General features: G+C 66.0%; 16 protein-coding genes and 1 pseudogene. 6 read left to right on the top strand and 11 right to left on the bottom strand.

What is annotated here, in order from left to right; all coding sequences use genetic code 11:
• Positions 1-80 precede the first annotated feature (80 nt).
• Positions 81-479, top strand: a complete 399-nt coding sequence (locus tag AC0L3A_RS02840) for an META domain-containing protein (protein ID WP_007614988.1) — start codon at positions 81-83, stop codon at positions 477-479.
• 155 nt (positions 480-634) lie between these two features.
• Here the strand turns inward: AC0L3A_RS02840 and AC0L3A_RS02835 are convergent, their stop codons facing one another.
• The 3 genes from AC0L3A_RS02835 to AC0L3A_RS02825 all read right to left on the bottom strand — a co-directional run bounded on the left by AC0L3A_RS02835 (position 635) and on the right by AC0L3A_RS02825 (position 4,124).
• Positions 635-1,846, bottom strand: coding sequence for a hypothetical protein (locus AC0L3A_RS02835; protein ID WP_354201630.1), 1,212 nt, complete (start codon positions 1,844-1,846; stop codon positions 635-637).
• A 203-nt stretch (positions 1,847-2,049) separates the two neighbouring features.
• Positions 2,050-3,681 (bottom strand): chaperonin GroEL, encoded by a 1,632-nt coding sequence (gene groL / locus AC0L3A_RS02830; protein WP_027520435.1) that lies wholly within the window; start codon positions 3,679-3,681, stop codon positions 2,050-2,052.
• A gap of 146 nt (positions 3,682-3,827) precedes the next feature.
• Positions 3,828-4,124 (bottom strand): co-chaperone GroES, encoded by a 297-nt coding sequence (locus AC0L3A_RS02825; protein WP_007596954.1) that lies wholly within the window; start codon positions 4,122-4,124, stop codon positions 3,828-3,830.
• A gap of 313 nt (positions 4,125-4,437) precedes the next feature.
• Between AC0L3A_RS02825 and AC0L3A_RS02820 the strand changes: the two genes are divergently transcribed.
• Positions 4,438-4,959 (top strand): hypothetical protein, encoded by a 522-nt coding sequence (locus tag AC0L3A_RS02820; protein ID WP_007596953.1) that lies wholly within the window; start codon positions 4,438-4,440, stop codon positions 4,957-4,959.
• Positions 4,960-5,127: 168 nt separating this feature from the next.
• On the opposite strand, the gene AC0L3A_RS02815 is transcribed toward AC0L3A_RS02820, so the two are convergent.
• On the bottom strand, positions 5,128-5,907 hold the full coding sequence (locus AC0L3A_RS02815; RefSeq protein ID WP_007596952.1) for a protein phosphatase CheZ: 780 nt from the start codon (positions 5,905-5,907) through the stop codon (positions 5,128-5,130).
• Positions 5,908-6,221: 314 nt separating this feature from the next.
• Here AC0L3A_RS02815 and AC0L3A_RS02810 point away from each other — a divergent pair, with 314 nt between their 5' ends.
• Positions 6,222-7,022 carry a L,D-transpeptidase gene (locus tag AC0L3A_RS02810; protein WP_007596951.1) on the top strand — a complete coding sequence of 267 codons (801 nt, stop codon included), beginning with the start codon at positions 6,222-6,224 and terminating at the stop codon, positions 7,020-7,022.
• Positions 7,023-7,096: 74 nt separating this feature from the next.
• Here the strand turns inward: AC0L3A_RS02810 and AC0L3A_RS02805 are convergent, their stop codons facing one another.
• The 6 genes from AC0L3A_RS02805 to AC0L3A_RS02780 all read right to left on the bottom strand — a co-directional run bounded on the left by AC0L3A_RS02805 (position 7,097) and on the right by AC0L3A_RS02780 (position 13,102).
• Positions 7,097-7,933 (bottom strand): DUF2076 domain-containing protein, encoded by an 837-nt coding sequence (locus AC0L3A_RS02805; protein WP_007596950.1) that lies wholly within the window; start codon positions 7,931-7,933, stop codon positions 7,097-7,099.
• Between the two features lie 135 nt (positions 7,934-8,068).
• Positions 8,069-8,914, bottom strand: a complete 846-nt coding sequence (locus AC0L3A_RS02800; protein WP_473253562.1) for a ChbG/HpnK family deacetylase — start codon at positions 8,912-8,914, stop codon at positions 8,069-8,071.
• On the bottom strand, positions 8,911-9,972 hold the full coding sequence (locus tag AC0L3A_RS02795; RefSeq protein WP_007596946.1) for a glycosyltransferase family 2 protein: 1,062 nt from the start codon (positions 9,970-9,972) through the stop codon (positions 8,911-8,913). Before AC0L3A_RS02795 ends, AC0L3A_RS02800 begins: the two co-directional genes overlap by 4 nt.
• A 112-nt stretch (positions 9,973-10,084) precedes the next feature.
• Entirely contained in the window at positions 10,085-11,062 is a 978-nt protein-coding gene (gene hisG / locus AC0L3A_RS02790) for an ATP phosphoribosyltransferase (protein WP_473253560.1), read from the bottom strand.
• A 3-nt stretch (positions 11,063-11,065) separates the two neighbouring features.
• A complete protein-coding gene (locus AC0L3A_RS02785; protein WP_473253557.1) occupies positions 11,066-12,217 on the bottom strand; it encodes an ATP phosphoribosyltransferase regulatory subunit in 1,152 nt (383 codons plus the stop codon).
• Between the two features lie 132 nt (positions 12,218-12,349).
• Positions 12,350-13,102 carry a 16S rRNA (uracil(1498)-N(3))-methyltransferase gene (locus AC0L3A_RS02780; RefSeq protein ID WP_007596940.1) on the bottom strand — a complete coding sequence of 251 codons (753 nt, stop codon included), beginning with the start codon at positions 13,100-13,102 and terminating at the stop codon, positions 12,350-12,352.
• A 210-nt stretch (positions 13,103-13,312) separates the two neighbouring features.
• Between AC0L3A_RS02780 and AC0L3A_RS02775 the strand changes: the two are divergent.
• The 3 genes and pseudogenes from AC0L3A_RS02775 to ubiA form a co-directional block, all read left to right on the top strand.
• Positions 13,313-13,531 (top strand): annotated as a pseudogene (locus AC0L3A_RS02775) (hypothetical protein); the annotation flags it as partial.
• The gene (locus AC0L3A_RS02770; protein WP_473253594.1) at positions 13,512-14,123 is read left to right on the top strand and encodes a hypothetical protein; all 612 of its coding nucleotides are present in this window, start codon (positions 13,512-13,514) and stop codon (positions 14,121-14,123) included. The pseudogene AC0L3A_RS02775 and the gene AC0L3A_RS02770, both read left to right, overlap by 20 nt.
• Positions 14,120-15,052 (top strand): 4-hydroxybenzoate octaprenyltransferase, encoded by a 933-nt coding sequence (gene ubiA / locus AC0L3A_RS02765; RefSeq protein ID WP_007596935.1) that lies wholly within the window; start codon positions 14,120-14,122, stop codon positions 15,050-15,052. The genes AC0L3A_RS02770 and ubiA overlap by 4 nt, the downstream gene beginning before the upstream one ends.
• On the opposite strand, the gene AC0L3A_RS02760 is transcribed toward ubiA, so the two are convergent.
• Entirely contained in the window at positions 15,049-15,567 is a 519-nt protein-coding gene (locus AC0L3A_RS02760) for a DUF6101 family protein (RefSeq protein ID WP_473253593.1), read from the bottom strand. The genes ubiA and AC0L3A_RS02760 overlap by 4 nt on opposite strands.
• Positions 15,568-15,600: the final 33 nt, after the last annotated feature.

Genomic DNA, 15,600 nt, shown 5'->3' with positions numbered 1-15,600 from the left:
GCGTCGTGCATGGGCGAACCTTCTCAACGGCGCCGCCGTCTTATAGAAGGTGCCGCAAATCAGGTCGGTCGAGAGGTCTCATGGTTTCGTTCAGGCAGACGGTGTGCGCGGCGGTTGCAATGCTGGCGATGTCCACGCTCGCGCGTGCGGAGGACGGTTTTCCGTTCGGCACCGAGATGACGCTGGAGGCGCTGCCGCAGCCGGGCTCGAAGCGGATTCCAAACATCGAGATCGGCGACAATGGCGAGGTCGTGCTGGAGCTCTGGTGCAAGGGTGGCAAGGGCCAGTTCTCGGTCGCCGGCAACACCGTGATCTTCGTGCCCGGCCAGATCCAGGACCGCTCCTGCCCGCCGGCGCGGGCCCAGGCCGACGACGATCTCGTTGCAGCGCTGGGCAGCGTCGAGACTTGGAAGCGCCAGGGCGACGTGCTCACGCTCGTCGGCCCCAAGCCGCTGCGCTTCCGCGTCAACGGGAATTAGATCTCTCGCGTCCCGGACGCGCTGCAGCGTGCAACGCTGCTGCGCAGAGCCGGGACCCAGTTATCTATCGTCGATCTCGTGCGCGGCTTCTGGGCCCCGGCTCAGCAGCATCACTGACGTGCCGCACTGCGTCCGGGGCACGATAGTTCAGCGGGCTACTTCCACACCGACTTGTCGGCGTCCCAGCGCTGGCCTTTCAGCTCCTTGGCGAGCGCCTCGACCGAACCGTTGTCGTCGGGCTGATCGCCTTCCTCGTCGGCGGTCGCTTCGTCCGAGAGATTGAGCTTGGCACCGCTGCTCTCGTCGGTGGTCGTGGTCACGGGATTCCCGACCCAGAGCATGAGCTTGTCGGTCGTGCCGGGCTTGTCGGGCGAGACGAGGCCCGCGACCTCGATCGTGTCGGTGAGCTCGAGCGCCGGAAAATCCTGGTTCGGCCGCTTGAACACCAGCTTGAGCTTGCCGGTCGCCGGGTTGAAGCCTTGTGAGACCGGCTTTGCCGCCAGCGTCCTGCTCAGCACGCCGGCCACCGCGGCCGCGAGCTTGTCGCGGTTGATCTTGTCGCCCTCGCGCCAATCGGCGGCGGCAATGCGGATGGTGCGGTCCATCTCGGTCATGCCCGCGGTCCAGCCCGCGGCGGTGACGCCGGGCGTCGCCTTGAATTTTGCCAGCAGCGCGCTGGCGCGCTCCGGATCGACCGACATGTTGATGGTCTGCTCGCCCGCGCGCAGCGCGTCGCAGCCGACGGTGAGGCTCGCCAGCGTCACCTCGACGTCCTGGCCCTTCAGGCTCTTGAGGAACTCGGTCGCGGCATCCAGCTTGACCTTGACCGCGATCGCTTCCGGCGAGACGTCGGTGAAATCCTTCGGCTGCGGCGTGATGCCGTCGTCGGAGGTCTGGTTGTCGAGGAATTCCTTCTCGCTGAGATCGGAATTGTCGGGTGAGGTGACCTCGGTCACGGCCTGGCCGATGCTGATCTGGCCGCGGAATTCGAAGGTGTCTCCGGCCTGTTTGCGCAGCAGTTTGACGGTGACCGGCGCCTTCGCGCCGAGGCTCTGCGTCGTACCCGTCAGGTTCTGGCCGGCGACCTGGAGATTGACGACGAAGCGGTCCTTGCGGTCGGAATTCTTCGCGACGGGATAACAGACGTCGAGCACGGCTGCGGTGACGGTCTTGCCCTGGCGTGTCTCCTTCAGGATCACGTCGGCATTGCCGTCCATCAGCCCGTCGATCGAGGTGAAATAGCGCGTCTCGACGCCGCCGGGCGCCGTGGCCTTCGGCGACAGCTTCATCTGGGCGGATGCGACCTCAGGCGAAACTGCAAGCAGAGCCGTCAGAACGGCCGTGGAGCAAAACACAAGCGCGCGCATCGAGGAAATCCCTGAGGCAATGGGGCATGATCCGGAAAAATGTGAAGCGGTTTTCCGATCAGATCATGCCCAAACAATTCGAATCGGGCGTCACCGTAGTGGGTTTTGGCCGCCGGTTGAATTGGAAAGCACGGGGCACGATTGCCAAAAAAGAAGGCCGCCCGGAGGCGGCCTTCGCAACACTGCAATGGAACGGGCGGGCCTTAGAAGCCGCCCATGCCGCCGCCTGCCGGCATGCCGGGCGCGGCGTCCTTCTTCGGCGACTCGGCGACCATGGCCTCGGTGGTCACCAGCAGGCCGGCGATCGAGGCGGCGTCCTGGAGCGCGGTGCGCACCACCTTGGCGGGGTCGATGATGCCCTTCTCGACCATGTCGACATACTCCTCGGTCTGGGCGTCGAAGCCGAAGGTCTCGGACTTGTTCTCCAGGATCTTGCCGACGACGATCGAGCCTTCCACGCCCGCGTTCTCGGAGATCTGGCGGATCGGGGCTTCCAGCGCCTTCAGCACGATGTTGATGCCGGCCTGGACGTCGGCATTGGCATTGGTCAGACGGCCGACCGCCTTCTTGGCGCGGAGCAACGCGACGCCGCCGCCGGGGACGATGCCTTCCTGCACCGCGGCGCGGGTGGCGTTGAGCGCATCCTCGACGCGGTCCTTCTTCTCCTTGACCTCGATCTCGGTGGCGCCGCCGACGCGGATCACCGCGACGCCGCCTGCGAGCTTGGCGAGACGCTCCTGGAGCTTCTCACGGTCGTAATCCGAGGTGGTCTCCTCGATCTGGGCCTTGATCTGGCCGACGCGGGCCTCGATCTCCGGCTTCTTGCCGGCGCCCTTGACGATTGTGGTGTTCTCCTTGTCGATCACCACCTTGCCCGCGCGCCCAAGCATCTTCACCGTGACGTTCTCGAGCTTCATGCCGAGGTCTTCGGAGATCAGCTGGCCGCCGGTGAGGATCGCGAGGTCCTCGAGCATGGCCTTGCGGCGGTCGCCGAAGCCCGGCGCCTTGACGGCGGCGACCTTCAGGCCGCCACGGAGGCGGTTGACGACCAGGGTGGCCAGCGCCTCGCCCTCGACGTCCTCGGCGATGATGACGAGCGGCTTGCCCGACTGCACCACGGCTTCAAGCACCGGCAGCATGGCCTGCAGGCCGGACAGCTTCTTCTCGTGCAGGAGGATGTAGGCGTCCTCGAGCTCGGCGGTCATCTTCTCGGGGTTGGTCACGAAGTAGGGGCTGAGATAGCCGCGGTCGAACTTCATGCCCTCGACGATGTCCACCTCGGTGTCGAGCGACTTGTTCTCCTCGACGGTGATGACGCCCTCGTTGCCGACCTTCTGCATCGCCTGCGCGATCATTTTGCCGATGGCGGCATCGCCGTTGGCCGAGATGGTGCCGACCTGGGCGACCTCGGAGGAGGCGGCGACCGGCTTGGCGCGCTTCTCGATGTCCTTGACGACGGCCGCGACCGCGATGTCGATGCCGCGCTTGAGGTCCATCGGGTTCATGCCGGCGGCAACCGACTTGGCGCCTTCGCGCACGATGGACTGGGCCAGCACGGTCGCGGTCGTGGTGCCGTCGCCGGCGAGGTCGTTGGTCTTGGAGGCGACCTCACGCACCATCTGGGCGCCCATGTTCTCGAACTTGTCCTCGAGCTCGATCTCCTTGGCGACGGTGACGCCGTCCTTGGTGATACGGGGCGCGCCGAACGACTTCTCGATGAGCACGTTGCGGCCCTTCGGGCCGAGCGTCACCTTGACGGCGTTGGCGAGAATGTCGACGCCGCGCAGCATGCGATCGCGCGCGTCTCCGGAAAACTTGACGTCTTTGGCAGCCATGGTCTGCAATTCCTCTTCTATTTTCGTGATGTGTCTTGTTTATTGGGTGGCCTCATTCCGGGATCTGCGATCGAACCCGGCGGAATGATGCATGCCCGGATCGAGTGACCCGGGCATGCATTCAGCGGCCGTTCAGGCGTCTGGCCTTAGGCCATCACACCCATGATGTCCGACTCCTTCATGATCAGGAGCTCATCGTTGTCGATCTTGACCTCGGTGCCCGACCACTTGCCAAACAGCACACGGTCGCCGACCTTGAGGTCGATCGGGATCAGCTTGCCGGCCTCGTCGCGGCCACCGGGGCCGACGGCGACGACTTCGCCCTGGGACGGCTTTTCCTTGGCCGTGTCCGGAATGATGATGCCGCCCTTGGTCTTTGACTCGGCGTCGATACGTTTGACCACGACACGGTCATGCAGCGGACGAAATTTGGATTTAGTCATGACGTTTCCCTTTGGAGGCTCGCTTCGGAAGGAGTGAAAGTGGGCGGGCGGCGCTTCCGTCCACCCTTCCCGAGGATCGATCGGCGCGCGTTAGCAATCCATCTTTCAGAGTGCTAATGGTGCGTCCGGGAATATGGCTTGGCCGCGATCCTGTCAAGCAAAGGTGGTTAAGCGATTGGTGAGACGGATATAGGATGGTGACATTGGAAACTTGTTCGGGGCGCCGGCGTATTAAAGGACGTCATTGCTCCGGCAGCGGTTTTGCGCTTGGCTGCGGAAGGGGTGCGGCCATGGTTCTGTCCGGGGGAATGCCATGATCAGTTCAGCTCACGCGCGCACGGTCGCCAATCTGGCGGCGGCTTCTTGCCTGGCGCTGCTGCTTGGCGCCTGCGGCGGCGGCATGAGCCTGCCGTCCTTTTCTTCGTCCTCACCGCCCCCCGAGGCCGAGCCCGGCACCGGTCCGGAAATGCCCGCGTCGATCCGCGCCGACGAGATCGTTGGGCGCTGGGGCCTCGCCTCGTTCCAGAACCCGGCCGACCGCGCCCGCACCGAGGCTGCCGCCCGGGCCCAATGCAAAAATCCTTACGTGATCACCGCCGGCTCCTCCGGCGGCGTGATCATGCATCTGGCGGACCAGGCAACACCGCAGGAGCTGCGGCTGAAGGGGTCGCCCAGCGGCAAGAATTATATCGGGCCGGCGGGTCCGACGCCCGGCGAGCAGGACCGCGAGATCGTCTCCTTCGACGGTCGCGTCCTCATCACCCGCTTCATCGACAAGGACGCCGCCACCCGCTACGGCAATATGGTCTACGTCCGCTGCGCGCCGAGGGCGTGATCGCGGCGCCGGCCTAGCCACTCGTCATTGCGAGAAGCGAAGCGACGAAGCAATCCAGGCTGCCTCCGCGGACACAATCTGGATTGCTTCGCTTCGCTCGCAATGACGTCCAAAACAAAAAAACGCCGGCTCTCGCCGCCGTTTTGTTTTCCGTAGCGTCGCGTCCGCTCAGTCGAACAGCGCGTCGATGTCGTCCTGCGAGGCGTGGCCGACGTCGCCGGCGAGCTTCGGGCCGTTGAGAAGCTTGTCGTCGTCGCTGCGGGTGTCGACCTGCGGCACGACGTGGGACTTGATCGCGTCGACACCGCCCCAGATTTCCATCATGGAATTGATGTGCTGCTCGATGAACTTCATCGTGCTCATGACCTTGCTGATGCGCTGGCCGGTCAGGTCCTGGAAGTTGCAGGCTTCGAAGATCGAGATGACGCGTTCCTGGATATCGTCGGCGAGCCGCTTCTGCTGATCGGCCGATTGCACCTTGGCCATCGCGCTGGCCGCCTGGTCGATCGACTCGGCGGCTTCGAGGATCTGCTGGGTCGCCTGTTCGGTGCCGCCGACGACCGCGCCGAGCTCGCCATTGACCTTGGCCATTTCGCCGCCGTCGAAGCTCTTGCCATGCAGTGTCGCGATCTCGCGCTTGGTGCGGTCGATGGCGTCGTGGATGAGGTCGAGCTCGACCTTCAGCTTCTCGCACTGCTCGATCTGCGCCCGGTAAGTATCGAGCATGGTACGGGCTTCGGAGAGCTCATGGGCGGTGGAGGCGTCGATCGCCGCCATGGCGGCGCTGCCGGACAAGGGCACGGTGCCCTTCGCCATCTGTGCACGGATCGCACGCAACTCGGCCATGATCTCGCTATGCATCGGCGCAGCCTCCTCAATCATTTCGGGGCTTGGCATCTCGCCGACAATAGCCTCTTCGACACGAAAACGTTTGCGGTGAATAGCCATCAAGAACTCCCCCCACCTCACTCACGCGTCTTTGTAGGCAGAAGCGATTTAACACGAAGTTCACAGCCGGAACTGTCGTGCGGTTGTGCGCGACGGCTTGCAAACGGGCGATTAACCATGCGTGCGCGGCGTTCATCGAAAATAAACGCTGATCGCCAAATTGCACCGCTGCCGACGACGTGGTGAATCGAAATGGCGTTTCCGTTTACCAAACAAAACGGCTTTTGCTCTTTATTGACCACGTCGCGGGTGCGGATCAGCCATCACCTCGCCACGACGCATGTGATCTAGACGAAACAGTACAGAGTACGTCGATGTTCAAGAAAATGTCTGTTGCGCTGCTTGGCAGCGCTTGCACCTTCATTGCCGGCGTCAACAGCGCCAGCGCCTTCGACAATAGCGTGCCGAACGATCCGCCCGCGGTGCTGTACCAGCCGCAGGTGCCGCCTGCGCCGGTGCGTGTCGCCTCCAATTCGAACATGGGCGGCGGCTTCATCGAGTTCATCTTCGGCGACGGGCCCGGCCGCGGTCCGGCCTACGCTCCGCAGCAGCCGGTGTACCAACAGCAGCCTGGTTATTATGACCAGCGTCGCCTGCCGCCGATGGGCGAGCCGCAGACACAGGGCGCAGGTCTCCAGCAGGAGGCGGTCGATCCGCGGCAGCGTCAGTTCGATCCGAGATTCGAGAAACAACTCGTTGACTATAGCGGCAACGAAAGCGCCGGCACGATCGTGGTCGATACGCCGAACAAGTTCCTCTATCTGGTCGAGGGCAGCGGTCGTGCGATGCGCTACGGCATCGGCGTCGGGCGTCCCGGCTTCACCTGGTCCGGCGTGAAGTCGATCACGGCCAAGCGCGAATGGCCTGCCTGGACGCCGCCGGCGGAAATGATCGCGCGCCGTCCCGACCTGCCGAGGCATATGGAAGGCGGCCCGGAAAATCCGCTCGGTGCGCGCGCGATGTATCTCGGCTCGACGCTTTATCGTATCCACGGTTCGAACGAGCCCTGGACCATCGGCACCAACGTCTCCTCGGGCTGCATCCGCATGCGCAACGAAGACGTCATCGATCTCTATGGCCGCGTCAACGTCGGCACCAAGGTCGTCGTGATGTAGGCGCATAGTGCTCGGAACCAAAAACGGCCGCCTCATCGGCGGCCGTTCTCGTTTGGAGCACCGGGTAAGAAGCGTCAGGCGTAATCGCTGCCGCCATCGTCTCCGCCGCCGAAATCGCTGTCGTCGGCGAGGTCGACATTGTCGTCATTGTCGTTCTGATCGTTGTAATTCTGGTCGTCGTTCGATGCGTGGTCGGCGAAGCCCTGGCGGGACGCATCGCCGCGGTCGCGGTTCGAGCCGATGTCGTCGAGGCCGGCATCGCGCGCGAGCGATCCGCCGGACTGGTCGCCGCCGCTCCAGGGGCCTCCACCAGCGCTGCGGTCGCCCAGGGCATTGGTGTCGCCAAAAGCCTGCTGGTGCGGTCCGCCCATCATGCCGCGGATGCTGGACAGCAGCAGCGAGCCGCCGACGACGCCGGCCGCGGCTGCCGCCGCCGTGCCGAGGAACGAGCCGCCACCGCCGACCGGCGGCGCGCCATAGCCCTGGCCTGGACCCTGATTTGGACCCTGACCGTATGCCTGCCCATAAGGCGGCTGGCCGTAACCGGGCTGAGGCTGCTGCATCGCCTGGCCGCTGTTCCAGACCGGCCGCGAGTCACGCGGCGGTACGTTCGGAACCGAGCCGCGCGATGGACCCCCGCCGAACAGCGTGTCGCGCATGGTGTCCAGGAAACCGCCGGACTGCGCCTGCTCGGGCGCCTGCCCCGCCTCCAACTCCTGGATGCGGTTGTGGGCGCGCTTCAGCGCCTCGTCCTGCAACAGCGTGGTCTGAACCAGCGCATAGACAGCGCCGGGGGCCTTGCGCAGGCCGTCGGAGATTGCGGCGATCGCGTCGGGATCGCGCGGTGCATTTTCCAGTTTCGAAAGCCGATCGAAAAGCTCGTCGACGAGCTGGCGTTCCTGCGGCGTCATGGTCAGTCTCCCTTGCGCAAAACAAGCGCGAGGCAGATGTAGGGTTCCATTGTGGCCCCAACAGTGCCGGCAGGATTAAATTTCGGTATGCGACAAGCTGCCTCGCGGGCGGCTTTCTCGCAAACTTCCACCGGTTCACCCCAGCGTGACGCCGCTGTCCGTCAGCAGGCGCGCGAAGGCATCGCCGGCGAGATAGGCGTGCTCGCGTTCGCGGACATCCGTCATCGGGTCGAGCCCGGTGAGGATGTCGTCGACGAAGCCGGGATGACACATGATGAGGCCGCCATCCGGCAGGCCTTCGAGGAATTGCCGCATCAGCGCACCGAAATCGGCGGCCTGCGTGAAATCATAGGCGCCGGCGAAACCGGGATTGAAGCTGAGGCCCGCGCTGCCGGCACGGCGGCAGAATTGCGCGCTGAGGATATCGAGCACCATGGCTTTCGGCGAGGCCAGCCGCTGCAGCAACGGCAGGTCGCGGCCGCCCTGGCGCACCCAGGCTTTTGGCGCGGCTTCGGCGACTGCGTCGACAAAGCCGTCGCGCACCTGCGGGTAGAGCTGCACATGCTGATGACCGTCGACGAAGTCAGGCGCGCGCCCGAACGCTTTCGCGAAGGCTGCCAGCTGCGCCTTGACCTCGTTGCGAAAGAACTCGCGGTCGAGCCTTCGCGCAAGACCGGCGCGGAGCAGCTTCGGAAACGGGAGAAACATGTCGCCGTCGAGCGGGCGGAAATGCATGGTGAGCGGCCGGAACGGTGCCGACAATGTCACGTGCAATCCGATCGCGCAGCGCGGGCTCGCTTGCGCCGCCGCCTGGAGCGCCTCGATCTCGCTGCGCTCGACCGCAGGTCCCACCATCATTACCGACGTCGCGTTGAGACGGCCGCGTTCGATCAGGTCGCGGATGGCGCGATTGACGCCCGGGCTGATGCCGTAATCGTCGGCGCAGAGCCAGATCCGCCGTGGCGGCGCGGCCGCGCTCATTCGGCCGCCGTCCTCTTCGAGGCGTCCAGGCTTGAAGCATCCTGGGCCTTGTCGGTCTCGAAATGCTTTTCACTGTGCTCGGCGACGAAGTAGATCGGGCGCGCCTTCAGCTCGGACAGGATCTTGCCGATATATTCGCCGACGATGCCGATCATGATGAGCTGCACGCCGCCGATCGTCATCAGGCCGATCACGAGTGAGGGATAGCCGGGCACCTGCTTGCCGGTGGTCAAGACCTCCCAGAGGATCGACAGACCGAACAGGAACGCTCCGCCGGCGAGGATCACGCCGAGCAGGCTGGCGAAGCGCAGCGGCGCCACCGAGAACGAGGTGACGCCTTCGATCGAAAGACCAAGCAGACGCGCGGCGCTGAAGGTTGTCACGCCATGGGTGCGCGGTGCGGGCTCGTAATCGACGCGGATCTGGCGGAAGCCGATCCAGCTCGCGAGGCCCTTGAAGAAGCGGTTGCGCTCCGGCAGCTGCCTCAGTGCTGCGACGGCGCGGGGCGACAGCAGGCGGAAATCGCCAGCGTCTTCCGGAATCTTCTGGCGCGCGCCCCAATTGATCAGCGCATAGAAGCCGCGCCCGGCGAGCCGCCGCAGGAACGGCTCGTTGTCGCGATGCGCCTTGGCGGTATAGACGACGTCGTAGCCGTCCTCGATCCAGTGCCGCACCAGTCGCTCGACCAGCGACGGCGGATGCTGGCCGTCGCCGTCCATGAACAGCACCGCGCCGAGCCGGGCATGGTCGAGGCCGGCCATCAGCGCGGCCTCCTTGCCGAAATTGCGCGACAACGACACCACCTGGACGTCGACCGCGTCGGCCGGCAGTGCGCGGGCGATCGACAGTGTCGCGTCCGCGCTGCCGTCGTCGACATAAACGATCTCGCAAGCCAGGCGATAGCGCTGCCGCAAGGTCTTTGCGAGATCGCAGATGCGCTGGTGCAGGGCGGCGAGGCCCGCCGCTTCGTTGTAGAGCGGGACGACAATCGACAGTCCCTTCGCGGCGGCGCTGGCCGCGGTGGTCGTCATGCCGGAAACGTCAGAGCCCAGCGTCATGGATCAAGGTTCCAGAGGCGATCAGGTTTTCTTGCAAGGTCATCCCGACAGCATATGGTAGCTGCCGTTTGCTGTCGCTACGCTGAACGGAATTGCTCAACAAACTTTGGGCTCACTGCCGCAGGAACGCCTCGAGCCTGGCGAACAGCGGGTTCTCCCGGTCGAACACGTAATCCAGCGAAACCACGGAGACGGTCTCGGCGCCATGCCCGCGCAGGAAGCTCGCGAGTGCGTAGAGCTGGCCCGGCGGGCAGTGCAGCGTGAGCATGCCCGACGAGGTCGGTCCGCCGAACGGGGCTTCGACGCCGAAGCGCTCGTGGGCCTCGGTGAGCATGGCCGCGTCGCACTGGCGGAAGCGGGTGCGAACTTCGCGGTATTTGTTGGCCCGCGCCCGCGCCGCGATGTGATCGAGGATGATTCGCGCGGTCTCCCGCGCCTGCGGCGACCAATCGGCGTCTCTCGAGGCGACCAGATTGGCCTGGCTGCGCAGGATCACGCCGTCGTCGAGCACCCGCAATCCGTTGGCGGCGAGGGTCGCGCCGGTCGTGGTGATGTCGACGATCAACTCGGCGCTGCCGGCGGCCGGCGCGCCTTCGGTCGCGCCCGTGCTTTCGACGATGCGGTAATCGGTGATGCCTTGGCTCTGGAAGAAGGCGCGGGTGAGGTTGATGAACTTGGTCGCGACCCGCATCCGCATGTGATGCTGCTCGCGGAAGCCGGTGGTGACGTCGTCGAGGTCGGCCATGGTGCGGACGTCGATCCACGCCTGCGGCACCGCGACGACGACGTCGGCATAGCCGAAGCCGAGGCCTTCGATCAGGGAGACGCGCTTGTTGGCGTCCGCGATGGTCTCGCGCACCAGATCCTCCCCGGTGACGCCGAGATGCGCCGAGCCGCGGGACAACTGCGAGGCGATCTCGCTCGCCGAGAGATAGGCGACCTCGACATTGTCGAGACCCGCGAGCGTGCCGCGATAGTCGCGGGCGCCGCCCGCCTTCGACAGCTTCAGCCCAGCGCGGGCGAAGAAGGCCTCGGTGTTTTCCTGCAGGCGGCCCTTGGAGGGAACGGCCAGAACGAATGGCGCGCTCATGACTTAAGCTCCCACCTTGCGGCCGATCCGGGTCAGCGCATCCACCCAGACCGAGAAACCGACTGCGGGGATCGGCTCGGCCGATCCAAGCTGGGTCATCAGCCCGTCATAGCGGCCGCCGGCAACCAGCGGCTCGGCGCCGTTGCCGCGGTGATGCAGCTCGAATTCGAAGCCGGTGTAGTAATCGAGCCCGCGTCCGAACGCGGTCGAAAAGCGCGTCCCCTTCACATCGATGCCGCGCGCGGCCATGAAGCCGACCCGGCTTTCGAACTGGTCGACCGCAGCACTGAGGTCGAGCTTCGCGTCATTGGTGAGCGCGCGCAGCTCGGCGACGGCGTCATCGGGGTTACCCGATATCGACAGGAAACGCTTGAGCACGGCCATGGCCTCGCGCGGCAGCGCGCCGCCCTTCAGCGTCGACTGCTCGAGGAAGCGATCGGCAATCTCGGCGGTGGTGCGACCGCCGACATTGGTGGTGCCGGCGATCGACATCAGATCGGTGACGAAAGCGAGTGCCGCCTTGCGGTCGGAGCCTGCGAGCGCCGCGAGCACGCCCTCATATTCGCTGCGGGTCGCGGTCGTCGCGGCTGCCAGCCGCTCCAGATCCTGCTCCAGGCTGATCTTGCGGTTGAAATCCTTGACCAGGCGGCGGCGCCAGACCGGATAGAGGTTGAGCGCGTCGAGCAGCGCGTTGAACAGCGCTACGTCGCCGGTGCGGATCTCGACGTCGCCGACGCCGAAGGCGGCGGTCGCCTCCAGCGCCAGCGCCAGCATCTCGGCATCGGCCGCGGCGCGGTCCTGGCGGCCGAACGATTCGATGCCGGCCTGCAGGAATTCGTTGCTCTGGCCGTTGCGGTAGCGAAACACCGGGCCGAGATAACTGAACCCGGCCGGCTGGCCGGCACGGCCAGAGCTGAGATAGTCGCGGGCCACCGGAATGGTCAGGTCCGGGCGCAGGCACAGCTCCTCGCCGGAGAGGTCCGTGGTCAGGTACAGGCTCTTGCGGATGTCCTCGCCGGAGAGATCCAGGAACGGTTCGGCCGGCTGCAGGATCGCGGGCTCGGCCCTGACATAGCCCGCCTGCGCGAACGACAGCAGCAGCGTGTCCGCCCAGGCGGCGGAGCCGGCAGCATTTGAGGTGGCAGTCGCGGTCATGTCGGGGTCCATCGTCCCGGTGGAACCGGGCAGGGCAAGCAAGGGGAGCGAATTGCCGCAGGCCTTAGCATGGCCCGAAAGCGGTTTCGACCTCCAAAGGATCAATCGCTTAACGGTCGGCCAATATCGGCATCAGGCCATTTTGCCACGCCAATCGCCCAGCACCGCCTGCACCAGCGCCAGCGCGGCCACCGCGGCCGTGTCGGCCCGCATGATCCGCGGTCCCAGCGCCAGCCGCAGGATATTCGGCTGCCGCAGCAGCAGCGCCCGCTCTTCCCCGGCAAAGCCGCCTTCGGGGCCGATCAGCACGTCGATTCCCTCTGCCGCGCCTGCGCCTTGCAGGCTCTGAATGGGGTTTTCGAGCTCCGCCGCCTCGTCGCAGAAGATCAGCAGCCTGCCAGCGGCGCGCTGGGTCAGGAAGCGCTCCAGCGGCACCGGCTCGGCAACGGTGGCGATGCTGAGAATGCCGCATTGCTCGGCCGCCTCGACGACATTGGCGCGCATCCGCTCGGTATTGACGCGGGAAGCTTGGGTGAACCGGGTCAGAACCGGCTGAAGCGAGGCAGCGCCCATCTCGATGGCCTTCTGCACCATGTAGTCGAGCCGGGCGTGCTTGAGCGGGGCGAAGACGTAAGAGAGGTCGGGCAGCCTGTCCTGCGGCCGGGTCTGCTGGAGGATGACGAGGCCGTCCGGCCGCTTGCGGCCTTCGATGGCGGCCTGCCATTCGCCGTCGCGGCCGTTGAACGCCAAGACCTCGGCCCCGGCGGCAAGCCGCAGCACATTGCCGAGATAATTGCTCTGGTCGCGGTCGAGCTCGACCCTGCCATCCTGGGCCAGGGGGGCATCGACGAACAGGCGGGGGCCGCGGAAATCGTGGGAGGGCATCGTTCAAAAGTCCAATTTGCCGCCGTTCTTAACCGAAAGCAGTACTTTCGGGGTAAATTTTGCCAAAATGGTGCGTCGGCGCGCCGCGCTCCTGCCCTATTCAACGGGTTGTTAAGGGCCGGCGGGAATCGTAAAATCGCGAGCACGCTGGTTGCGCTTCAATTGGGAAGACGCCGAACCCCGCAAGCTCCTGCCGGAGAGACTGCCTTGATGATCCGTCATTTGATGGTTCCGATCACTGCCGCCATGGTCACGATGGGCGCCGTTTGTGCCTATGCGCAGGGTTTCCCCGCGCCGCTGCCGGGCCAGGCCCCAACAAGTTCCGCGTTTCCGCCCGTGAACGGCTCGGCGCCCGTCGCCTCCGTCGGCGGCGCGCCGCAATCGTCCTTCCCCGTAAACGGCGCCGCGCCTGTCGGGGGGGGGGGGGGGGGGGGGGGGCCGGCGGCCCGCCGCGGGCCCCCGCGCGGCGGGGGGGGGGGGGGGGGGGGGGGGGGGGGGGGGGGGGGGGGGGGGAGGGGGGGGCGCCCCCACCCCCCCCCCCCCCCCCCGCGCCCGGGCGGGGGGGGGGGCCCCGGGCCCCTCCCCCGCCGCGCCCCCCACGCAAGCCGGTCCCGGCGAGGACTGCATGAAGGCGTTCATGCCTCTGCGCGAGGATGCCGAAAAGCGCGGCAAGCTGATCAAGGCCGCGAGCGACCGTCACGCTCCACCTGACGAGGCCTGCAAGCTGATCCGCAACTTCAGCCAGGCTGAGACCAAGATGATCAAGTACATCGAGGCCAACGCCTCGAAATGCGGGATTCCGGCGCAGGTCGGCGCGCAGATGAAGGACGGCCACAAGAACACCGAGGCCATGACGGCGAAGGTCTGCAACGTCGCGCAGCAGATGCAGAACCAGCCGCGCGGACCGGCCGGTCCGTCGCTGAGCGAAGTGCTGGGTTCGGGCTCGGCGCCCGAGGCCAATGCCGGCAAGAAGGGCGGCAGCACCTTCGATACACTCAACGGCAACGTCCTGACGCGATGAGCGACACATCCGCCCGAGTTGCCGATTCCACCGGCAACTGGGTCGATACGCGTGCGCCGCAATGGGCGCGGCCTTATCTGCGCTTGTCCCGCTTTGATCGTCCGATCGGCTCCTGGCTCCTGTTGATGCCGTGCTGGTGGTCGGCGGCGCTCGCCGCCGGCATGGCGCATGACGTCCGCGGGCTGCCGCTCACCATCGTCCTGTTCTTCATCGGCGCCTTCGTGATGCGGGGGGCAGGCTGTACCTGGAACGACATCACCGACCGTGATCTTGACGACAAGGTCGAGCGCACCCGCTCGCGACCGCTGCCGTCGGGCCAGGTGAGCGCGAAGCAGGCGCTGGCCTTCATGGTCGCGCAGGCGCTGATCGGGCTCGTGGTGTTGCTGCAGTTCAACCGCTTCGCGATCCTGACCGGCATTGCCTCACTGCTGATCGTCGCGATCTACCCGTTCATGAAGCGCATCACCTGGTGGCCGCAGATCGTGCTCGGGCTTGCGTTCTCCTGGGGCGCCCTGATGGGATTTGCCGTCACCTTCGGGCGCATCGACGTCACCGCACTCGTGCTCTATGCCGGCGCGATTTCCTGGGTGATCGGCTACGACACGATCTACGCGCATCAGGACGCAGAGGATGATGCGCTGATCGGCATCAAGTCCACCGCGCGCCTGTTCGGCGCGCATACGCACCAGGCGCTGATCCTGTTCTACGGCCTGGCGATGCTGCTGATCGGCGTGGCGCTGGCGTCGGGCGATGCGCGCTGGCCGGCCTGGCTCGGACTTGGGGCCTTCGCCGTGCATCTGGCCTCGCAGATCGCGCGGCTGAATATCAGCGACGGCGATCTCTGCAAGCGCCTGTTCTACTCGAATCGCGATGCGGGGCTGTTGCTCTTTGCGGGTTTGCTGGCCGACGCGGTGCTGCGAGCGGCCTAACTCCGCGCGATGATCTCGCGCTCGTCGCGATGCACCGACAACTCGCGTGCGACACCGGTGCGGCGGCGCATCAGAAATTTCGGACGGCGGTGGCGGATCGCGTTGGCGCGGCGACGCCGCGGCGCGGGTTGGCGTGCGCCTTCGTCGAGCTGCGGAAGCGCGAACAGCTCGCTCCAGATCGCCCAGGCCTCAACGAGTTCGTCGCCATCGGCGCTGACCAGCAGCGGAATGGAGAGCGAGGGATCGCGATGCACGAGGACGAGGGTCTGGGCCTCGTCGTTGCCGCGCAGCGCGACGCCGATGAAGTCGCTGACGCGGACGTTGATCGCCATCCGCATGCCGCGGACGGCACGGTGCAGCACGACACGTTCGCGATGAAGCTCGATCTGCCGGACATATCCGTCGGCGCGCGGATCATGCGCATCGAAGCGGACCGGAAGGGAAAGGGGGTGGGGGCCCCCGGGGGGGGGGGGCCCCCCGGGGGGGGGGGCCCGGGGTTGGGTTTTTAGCCCCACCGCGGTTTTTTTAACCCCCCCGCGTTTTTTTAA

This window comes from Bradyrhizobium sp. MI1.3, assembly GCF_055811695.1.
Note: the sequence above shows the minus strand (reverse complement) of the source record. Positions and strands in the feature narration are given on the sequence as shown.

Excerpts from the sequence above, each read along its gene's own strand:
- AC0L3A_RS02840 (WP_007614988.1), top strand. The coding sequence starts at position 81 with ATGGTTTCGTTCAGGCAGACGGTGTGCGCGGCGGTTGCAATGCTGGCG.
- AC0L3A_RS02835 (WP_354201630.1), bottom strand. The coding sequence starts at position 1,846 with ATGCGCGCGCTTGTGTTTTGCTCCACGGCCGTTCTGACGGCTCTGCTT.
- groL (WP_027520435.1), bottom strand. The coding sequence starts at position 3,681 with ATGGCTGCCAAAGACGTCAAGTTTTCCGGAGACGCGCGCGATCGCATG.
- AC0L3A_RS02825 (WP_007596954.1), bottom strand. The coding sequence starts at position 4,124 with ATGACTAAATCCAAATTTCGTCCGCTGCATGACCGTGTCGTGGTCAAA.
- AC0L3A_RS02820 (WP_007596953.1), top strand. The coding sequence starts at position 4,438 with ATGATCAGTTCAGCTCACGCGCGCACGGTCGCCAATCTGGCGGCGGCT.
- AC0L3A_RS02815 (WP_007596952.1), bottom strand. The coding sequence starts at position 5,907 with ATGGCTATTCACCGCAAACGTTTTCGTGTCGAAGAGGCTATTGTCGGC.
- AC0L3A_RS02810 (WP_007596951.1), top strand. The coding sequence starts at position 6,222 with ATGTTCAAGAAAATGTCTGTTGCGCTGCTTGGCAGCGCTTGCACCTTC.
- AC0L3A_RS02805 (WP_007596950.1), bottom strand. The coding sequence starts at position 7,933 with ATGACGCCGCAGGAACGCCAGCTCGTCGACGAGCTTTTCGATCGGCTT.
- AC0L3A_RS02800 (WP_473253562.1), bottom strand. The coding sequence starts at position 8,914 with ATGAGCGCGGCCGCGCCGCCACGGCGGATCTGGCTCTGCGCCGACGAT.
- AC0L3A_RS02795 (WP_007596946.1), bottom strand. The coding sequence starts at position 9,972 with ATGACGCTGGGCTCTGACGTTTCCGGCATGACGACCACCGCGGCCAGC.
- hisG (WP_473253560.1), bottom strand. The coding sequence starts at position 11,062 with ATGAGCGCGCCATTCGTTCTGGCCGTTCCCTCCAAGGGCCGCCTGCAG.
- AC0L3A_RS02785 (WP_473253557.1), bottom strand. The coding sequence starts at position 12,217 with ATGACCGCGACTGCCACCTCAAATGCTGCCGGCTCCGCCGCCTGGGCG.
- AC0L3A_RS02780 (WP_007596940.1), bottom strand. The coding sequence starts at position 13,102 with ATGCCCTCCCACGATTTCCGCGGCCCCCGCCTGTTCGTCGATGCCCCC.
- ubiA (WP_007596935.1), top strand. The coding sequence starts at position 14,120 with ATGAGCGACACATCCGCCCGAGTTGCCGATTCCACCGGCAACTGGGTC.